This window comes from Alkalihalobacillus pseudalcaliphilus, from assembly GCF_028610675.1.
Taxonomy (GTDB): Bacteria; Bacillota; Bacilli; order Bacillales; family Bacillaceae_D; genus Alkalihalobacillus; species Alkalihalobacillus pseudalcaliphilus.
On record NZ_JAQQWS010000014.1, the window covers coordinates 22281 to 30324 of the forward strand.

Sequence of the window (8044 nt, forward strand, 5' to 3'; positions counted from 1 at the left end):
TATTATACACAGTGTCCCCAGTTTCATTGCTTTTTCGTCCGTTTGTATTTTCATTTATCCACATATTATTATCTCGGACTCAAGAAAAACAATCGAGTAGTATTTGATCGGATAGCAATTGTAATGGGATATCTCCTGTGTTGGCAAATATAACTAGGCCAACCTTTTTCTCAGGTAGCATTGATGCAAAGCTGCTTACACCTTTCATAACACTTTGGAATAAAAAAAGAGCTTGTTACTTTTTTAAAGTTAGCAAGCTCTCGTTCGTTTATTCTGTTTCTATGAAGTTCGCAAGCGATTCTAACGCTTCTTGTTCATCATGTCCTTCGCATATTAATTTGATTTCCGCTTTATGACCAAGTGCTAAGCTCATTAAACCCATAATGCTTTTTGCGTTTACTTTTTTATTTTCCTTTTCAATGAAGACTTCCGCAGCGAAACGGTTTGCTTCTTGAACAAATCGTGCTGCTGGCCTTGCTTGTAAACCTGTCTTTAATTGGATGACGACATCTTTTTCTACCATTGTTTTCTCCTCCTTTTATATCGTGTTACTTTTATATGCAAGTTACTTATGGACGATGTGCGGAGCTCTACTTTTCGCTATCGAAAATCATACTCCGCGTCCTGGGGTGGAACTGAGCTAATCGGCTACGCCGCAGATCTCAGCTCTGCCACTATGTCCCACGGCAGTCTCCTCATGACTCGCCCGCTGGGTTACTACTAATCCTCAAGTTCACAAAACAATCTAAGACCATTCATTTAAAATGAAAAGCTTGAATGAAGTTCACCAGTTAAAAAGCCAGACACCACTTTCATCTTTGTTGGTGGCGGAGCTGGTTTTGACTCCGCCATGGGCGGTTTGAATGAAAGTGCTTAGGTGCAATAGTCTGTGCCTTGAAGTTAACTGGCTTTTATCTTGTGATAGAAGACCTTAACGGGACAGTACGCCCTTCTTGTTCGTGCGACTGATGGTTTTGTAAACCTGAATCACCTTTTCATTTCAATGGCTTGCCCACTTCTAATTTTGTCGGCGATTTCATCAATTTTTCTTAAGCGGTGGTTAACACCCGACTTACTAACAGTGCCACCATCCACCATTTCACCTAATTCCTTTAGCGTTACATCCTGATGATTCATTCGTAAAATCGCCATTTCCCTAAGCTTAGGAGGTAAATTATCGAGTCCATATTCCTTTTCAACAAGTCGAATATTTTCCACTTGGCGCAAAGCGGCTCCGACCGTTTTATTTAAATTGGCTGTCTCACAATTGACCAAACGATTAACGGAATTTCGCATATCCTTCATAATCCTAACATCTTCGAAATAAAGAAGAGCTTGATGAGCACCAATGATATTAAGGAACTCGGTAATTTTTTCGCTCTCCTTCATATACGTGATGAACCCCTTCTTACGTTCCAATGTTTTTGCATTTAATTGATATTCGTTCATCAAATCACATAACGAGTCATTATGTTCCTCATGGTAGGAGAATATTTCTAAGTGGTAGGAGGACGTTTCAGGATGATTGATCGATCCTCCTGCTAAAAAAGCTCCGCGTAAGTATGCTCTTTTGCAGCAGCTATTCCTTGTAAGCTTAGAAGAAATGGCACGATTAAATGTCAGTCCTTCTCCTAAAATATCCAGCACCTCTAGAAGAGAACGTGCTTGTTTCGAAATACGTACCAAGTAAACATTATTTTTCTTTAATCTCATTTTTTTACGAACGAGAAGCTCCAAGAAAATATCCGGATCTTGCTTTTTTATTAATGTATAAATTCTTCTAGCAATAGCCGCGTTTTCAGTGGTAACATCTAAACTAAATTGTAAATTGTTAAAAGATAGTGTCCCATTCATACGAATTAATGCTGCTAACTCAGCTTTTGTACAACAGTCATCAGCTTCTAATTGAGTGAGCTCTTTTTTGGTCGTGGCTGCGAAGGACATTTTATTCACTCCTTTCAGCCGTGTAGACTATCTTAATTCCTCTATCAAATAAACGCCTATACGCTTATTGCATTGAATAAAGCCCCCACACGGTTTCAATTATTATCTTTGCATCAGTTCTAGCAAGGCTTTGGATACTTTAATTGCATCATGCCTAAGTACATCTTCATGTTCAATGACAAAGTGGTCATTAATAACTTGTATGTTTTTCTTTTCTAAATTATCCAAGTCAACATGAACTGGCTCTGCTTCTTCCAAGGCATATTTTTTCCTTACACTATCTGATACTGGTGAACCATGGACAAGGATATAATCTACAAATTGGTCACCACAATGCTGTAAAATCGCTTCCAAATGTTGATATGCACTATAGGAATCCGTTTCCCCTTTTTGCGTCATAATATTGGAAATATAAACTTTCGGTGCTTTTGCGTCAACAATCGATTCAACAATCCCAGGAACAAGTAGATTTGGCAATACACTCGTATATAAGCTACCAGGCCCAAGCACAATTAAGTCAGCTCGTTGTATTTCGCGTATGCATTCGGAAAGGGCCCTAATATTATCAGGTGTTAAAAAAACCCTACGGATCCTTTTTCCTGATTTAGGGATCGTTGATTCTCCAGTTACAATTGTCCCATCTTCCATTTCAGCATGAAGGACAACGCTCTTATTTGCGGCAGGTAAGACCTTTCCTCTCACATTTAAAACTTTACTTATTTCAGATATACCGTTAGCAAAGTCACCGGTAATAGAGGTCATTCCAGCAAGTAATAAATTTCCTAATGAGTGCCCAGACAGCCCATTTCCGTTTTGAAAACGATGTTGAAATAACTGTTCAACAAGCGGCTCTACTTCTGCCAATGCAATTAAAACATTGCGGATATCACCAGGTGGAGGGACATCAAGTTCTTTACGTAAACGTCCTGAGCTTCCTCCATCATCCGCAACAGTCACGATCGCTGTAATATCTACTGGAAATGTCTTTAGACCTCGTAATAATACCGATAATCCAGTTCCGCCACCTAATACGACTATTTTCTTATTCACGATGTTCTACCTTTACCTTTCTCGATATCACGGTGGCTAATACGTGTATCGTATTCTTGGCTAAAGTAGTCACCAAAATATTCAGCTAGAGTCACGGAACGATGTTTTCCACCCGTACAACCTATACCAATAACAACTTGACTTTTTCCTTCTCTCTTATAGTGAGGAAGCATGTAATCAAGTAAATCTTTTAGTTTATCGATTAACTGCTGGGTTTCACTCCATTTTAATACATACGAAGATACTTCTTCATCTAGTCCAGTTTTGGGACGCATGTGCTCGATATAATGAGGATTTGGTAAAAAGCGAACATCAAATGTCAAATCGGCATCAATAGGAATTCCATACTTAAATCCAAATGATACTACATTTACGACAAATGAAGAAGTATGCTCGGAAGAAAAACTCTCAATTATTTTTTCTCTTAGCTCTACGGGTTTTAAATCAGTCGTATCGATAATTTGTTGAGCTCTTCCTTTCATTTCTTCAAGAAGTTCGCGTTCTTCCGTAATGCCATCCAATGGTAATCCGCCTTTTGATAATGGATGCGAACGCCTCGTTTCTTTATATCTTTGGACAAGCTTATTATCTTTTGCATCTAAAAATAGAATCTTAACATTCACATTTACACTTGTTGTTTGACTAATAGAATCAATGGTTTCAAATAATTGCTTAAAGAATGATTGGCTTCGTAAATCAATGACCAATGCCACCTTCTCCATTTTTCCATTAGCACCTTCAATTAAGTCTATAAATTTGGGTAATAAAGCAGGTGGTAGATTATCGACACAGAAATATCCTAAATCCTCGAAGCTTTGCACAGCAACTGTTTTCCCCGCACCTGACATTCCTGTGATAATGACAATTTCTATTTCCTTTTTTGTCTCTGTCATAAAGTCCACCTTCTTATAATTCGATTTTTTTCCGAAAATTAAGGCAATGATAAAAGGTCATTTTTCTTAACTTTCATCTTAAATGATTCCGGTCAATAAAATGCCATCTTTAGTCAAAAGTCAGAAAAACGTCAATAACATGTAAACCTTTTACAAGTTTCACTGAGATGGATCTAAACGATAAGAAAGTAATTTGAATTCAGGTGTATAGTGAAAAGTAGCATATAATACGCCTTCTCCATTTAGAACATGTTCCATCACATAATGGTCACCTTCTGCCATTGGCAATTGTTTTATATCATCCTTCTCTGTCCAATTCAATATTCCTTCTGGTGATTGCTTTAATAATTGTCCGTGATGGTTGGAAGCTGAAAAGGTAAACATCATCCATTCCGAGATTATTTCATCTTGCTCAATAATAACCATAGAGCAAACGGCTTTTAACTCAGCACCTTCAACATGTAAGCCTGTTTCTTCGCGAAACTCACGTACTGCGGCTTCCTTAATCGTTTCACCAGCTTCCATTTTGCCACCAGGAGCCACCCACCAGCCTCGTCTCGGCTTTTGTAATAACAATACTTCATCTCCATCAACTAAAACACAATTCGTTACCCTCTGCACGAGCTTCACCTCACGATTTCATCCTTTCTATTATACATTCATTTGCTCTATGTCTCAATTACTAGGACCTGATTGGTGAAACCCAATTTTTGTAATGGAACAGAGCAAAAGCAAATTGAACGAAAGGCCAACAATTAAAGTACAAAATGAACACAGGTGAAGTGAACGAATAGCCTATAATTAAAGGGCAAAGAGAAACTGTCACCTTTATTGGAGGCAGACTAGGTTTGCTGGGGCTTTCTCTCTCTTTTCCCGCTCGCAACCCCGAGATTCCGCTTTTGCTCGGGGTTACTCCCCTTTTTTCCGCTCGCAACCCCGAGATTCGACGTTTGCTCGCGGTTTCTACTCATTTTTCCGCTCACAACCACGAGATTCGGCGTTTGCTCGCGGTTTCTACTCGTTTTTCCGCTCGCAACCCCGAGATTCGACGTTTGCTCGGGCTTTCTCCCTCTTTTCCTCCTCGCAACCCCGAGATTCGACGTTTGCTCGGGGTTTCTACTCGTTTTCCCGCTCGCAACCCCGTGATTCGACGTTTGCTCGGGCTTTCTACTCGTTTTTCCGCTCGCAACCCCGTGATTCCGCTTTTGCTCGGGCTTTCTACTCATTTTTCCGCTCGCAACCCCGAGATTCCGCTTTTGCTAGGGGTGGTTTCTCCCTCTTTTCCTCCTCACAACCCCGTGATTCGACGTTTGCTCGGGGTTTCTACTCATTTTTCCGTTCGCAACCCCGAGATTCGGCGTTTGCTCGGCTTTCTCACTTTATGCAGACTCCAAATCCCTTACAATGAACAAATCACCTAAAAAACCACAAAAAAAGGCACGGACACTAGGTCCGTGCAAATAACTATATAAAAAAGGGGGTCAATTACTTAATGATTATATTACCCTTAATTTGTTTCACAACTGTTACAGAAGCATTAAAACCGAATTACGGTTTCATACATTTAAGTTGTCTTTTTGTAATGGACAAAATCAACCTAGGTCCTTTTATGAATAGTAATGATTATTTTACTTTTTCATCGAGTGTTTCTAAGTAATGTTGGACTTGCTGAGCAGCAATACTACCGTCACCCGTAGCCGTCACAATTTGTCTTAGTGTCTTTTCACGAACATCACCCGCTGCAAAAACACCAGGAACACTCGTTTCCATATCGGCATTAGTTACAATGTAGCCCTCATCATTTAAAACGCCTAAGTTTTGAACACTTTGATTAAGTGGCAACATGCCGATATAAACAAAAACACCATCTGTTGCAAAGTCAGATACTTCACCAGTTTTTGTGTGTTCAATCGTTACACTAGTGACTTTTCCGTTTTCACCTTTAACTTCATTGACAACATGGTCCCAAACAAACTCGATTTTATCATTCTTAAAGGCACGATCTTGTAAAATTTTCTGTGCACGTAGCTGGTCACGACGATGAATAACTGTTACTTTTGAGGCGAATTTTGTTAAATAAACAGCTTCTTCAACTGCAGAATCTCCACCACCAATAACGACTAATTCACGTTCTTTAAAGAAAGCACCGTCACAAACGGCACAGTAGGATACACCGCGACCACTATATTCTTTTTCGCCTGGAATCCCTAATTTTTTATATTCAGCACCAGTTGTAACAATAACAGCTCGTGCTTTATATTCTTTACTACCTGCCTTAACTACTTTAAATTCACCTTCATCGACAATCTCTTTAATATCGCCGTAAGCATATTCAGCACCGAATTTTTTTGCATGTTCAAACATTTTATTTGAAAGCTCTGGACCAAGAATATGGTCAAAGCCTGGATAATTTTCCACTTCTTCTGTATTAGCCATCTGGCCACCAGGGACACCACGTTCAATCATTACTGTTTTTAAATTAGCTCGAGATGTATAAACAGCCGCTGTCATTCCAGCTGGACCCGCTCCTGCAATAATTACATCATACATTGTTTCTTCACCCATTATCATCAACTCCCTATTCCTCACAACTTCTAATCTCATTCATATCGTAACGAAATGACCGACCAAAGTCTATTAAGCTGCTCACCTAGTCACTTTGCCACGGATGATAAGACCAATCAAGTTCTTTTTCTCCACTTTGGGCTTGCTTAATCATCAAAGCTGCTCGTTCATTACCAATCAAAGATGCTTCGTGTAAAATATAATGTGCTTTTTTAAGTTCACCTGTATGCGCAAGTGTCACCGCATAACAAAATAGCCATTGAGGGTGGTCATCATAAAAGCTCTCATCCATCCGTTCAAAACGTTCTTTAGCAGCCTCATATTCACCCGCAGCACATAACACTTCAGCAATAAAAAGATAATTTTCGTAATCAATCGGATACACAATTCGTAACGGCTGCAAAAATTGCTCAGCTTTCTCTTTCTGGCCAATTTTTATATAAAATAATGCCAAATTTGCCCGAACGTACAGATTGCTTTCATCCTCTTTTAAAACATGAGAAGAAATTTGAAACGCCCTGTCGTCGTTCAAACGAAAAAAAGCTTCTGCTAAGTGGTTAAAAGCGGACCAATGCGATGGAAACTGTTCAATAATTTGCTCCAGTATCGGAATAGCCGCTTCAATCTCACCATTCTTTAAATGAGTGCGTGCCCTCTCGTGATCGAGTAAATAGTCATCATCTGATGTATCTTCACTATCATTATCATTCCAATTTGGGAAATCCTCATACTCTATATCTAATAATTCCAACAGATCTTTGGCATCTTGCTGAAATGGGCCATTTGGATCCATGTGTAAATAATGATTAGCTGCTCTTTGGGCCTTATCAAACAAACCTAAATAAGCATAGTTATTAGCCATAAAAAAATAGCATTCACTATACTCATTATTCTCCTCTGCTACTACTTCCCGAAGTAAATCATTCGATTCTTCATAATGACTCATTTCTGATAATACAGCCGCTAATTGGATTCGAAAAACAGGCTCTTTATCTGTCAGCTTGACAGCACGTTGAAAAAGCTTTACCGCCCGTTGAAGATGCTTTTTTCGATAAGCAATTAATCCTTTTTGAAAAAAATAATCACCATTTCTTATGAATGGTATAATGTTATTTCCTTCACCATGAGGGGTTAAATCCATTCAGTATTGCCTCCAATGTTCATTCATGCCCCAATTATACTATATGAACGTAGTATTTCGACATATTTTTTCTTGAAAAATAAAATTACATAATCCTGTTAATTTTATATGAATGGAAGCACCTTACTTAAGCCCTCTTTGTTGAGATATTCGCTCAGTTGGCTCTCGTATCTGCACATTAACGTCCTCTTTGTTCAGATACTCGCTCGATTGGCTCTCGTATCTGCACATTAACGTCCTCTTTGTTCAGATATTCGCTCAGTTGGCTCGCGTATCTGCACATTAACAGCCTCTTTGTTCAGATACTCGCTCGATTGACTAGTGTATCTGCACATTAACGTCCTCTTTGTTCAGATATTCGCTCAGTTGGCTCGCGTATCTGCACATTAACGTCCTCTTTGTTCAGATACTCGCTCGATTGGCTCTCGTATCTGCACATTAACGTCCTCTT

The 8044-nt window shown here is 39.2% G+C and carries 8 protein-coding genes; 1 reads left to right on the forward strand and 7 read right to left on the reverse strand.

Annotation, left to right across the window (positions count from 1 at the left end):
• Positions 1 to 268 precede the first annotated feature (268 nt).
• The 5 genes from PQ479_RS19020 to PQ479_RS19040 all read right to left on the reverse strand — a co-directional run bounded on the left by PQ479_RS19020 (position 269) and on the right by PQ479_RS19040 (position 4508).
• Entirely contained in the window at positions 269 to 523 is a 255-nt protein-coding gene (locus PQ479_RS19020; protein WP_047987193.1) for an HPr family phosphocarrier protein, read from the reverse strand.
• Positions 524 to 987: 464 nt separating this feature from the next.
• Positions 988 to 1944, reverse strand: coding sequence for a DNA-binding protein WhiA (gene whiA / locus PQ479_RS19025; RefSeq protein ID WP_047987192.1), 957 nt, complete (start codon positions 1942 to 1944; stop codon positions 988 to 990).
• Between the two features lie 102 nt (positions 1945 to 2046).
• The gene (locus PQ479_RS19030) at positions 2047 to 2994 is read right to left on the reverse strand and encodes a gluconeogenesis factor YvcK family protein (protein ID WP_047987191.1); all 948 of its coding nucleotides are present in this window, start codon (positions 2992 to 2994) and stop codon (positions 2047 to 2049) included.
• Positions 2991 to 3887 carry an RNase adapter RapZ gene (rapZ, locus tag PQ479_RS19035; protein WP_047987190.1) on the reverse strand — a complete coding sequence of 299 codons (897 nt, stop codon included), beginning with the start codon at positions 3885 to 3887 and terminating at the stop codon, positions 2991 to 2993. Before rapZ ends, PQ479_RS19030 begins: the two co-directional genes overlap by 4 nt.
• A 159-nt stretch (positions 3888 to 4046) precedes the next feature.
• Positions 4047 to 4508: an 8-oxo-dGTP diphosphatase gene (locus PQ479_RS19040; protein WP_047987574.1), complete on the reverse strand. Its 462-nt coding sequence runs from the start codon at positions 4506 to 4508 to the stop codon at positions 4047 to 4049.
• A gap of 227 nt (positions 4509 to 4735) precedes the next feature.
• On the opposite strand from PQ479_RS19040, the gene PQ479_RS19045 reads away from it, so the two are divergent.
• The gene (locus tag PQ479_RS19045; RefSeq protein WP_273717160.1) at positions 4736 to 5308 is read left to right on the forward strand and encodes a hypothetical protein; all 573 of its coding nucleotides are present in this window, start codon (positions 4736 to 4738) and stop codon (positions 5306 to 5308) included.
• Positions 5309 to 5510: 202 nt separating this feature from the next.
• Here the strand turns inward: PQ479_RS19045 and trxB are convergent, their stop codons facing one another.
• Positions 5511 to 6452, reverse strand: coding sequence for a thioredoxin-disulfide reductase (gene trxB, locus PQ479_RS19050; RefSeq protein ID WP_047987188.1), 942 nt, complete (start codon positions 6450 to 6452; stop codon positions 5511 to 5513).
• An 85-nt stretch (positions 6453 to 6537) separates the two neighbouring features.
• Positions 6538 to 7593: a tetratricopeptide repeat protein gene (locus tag PQ479_RS19055; RefSeq protein WP_047987187.1), complete on the reverse strand. Its 1056-nt coding sequence runs from the start codon at positions 7591 to 7593 to the stop codon at positions 6538 to 6540.
• Between the last annotated feature and the right edge of the window lie 451 nt (positions 7594 to 8044).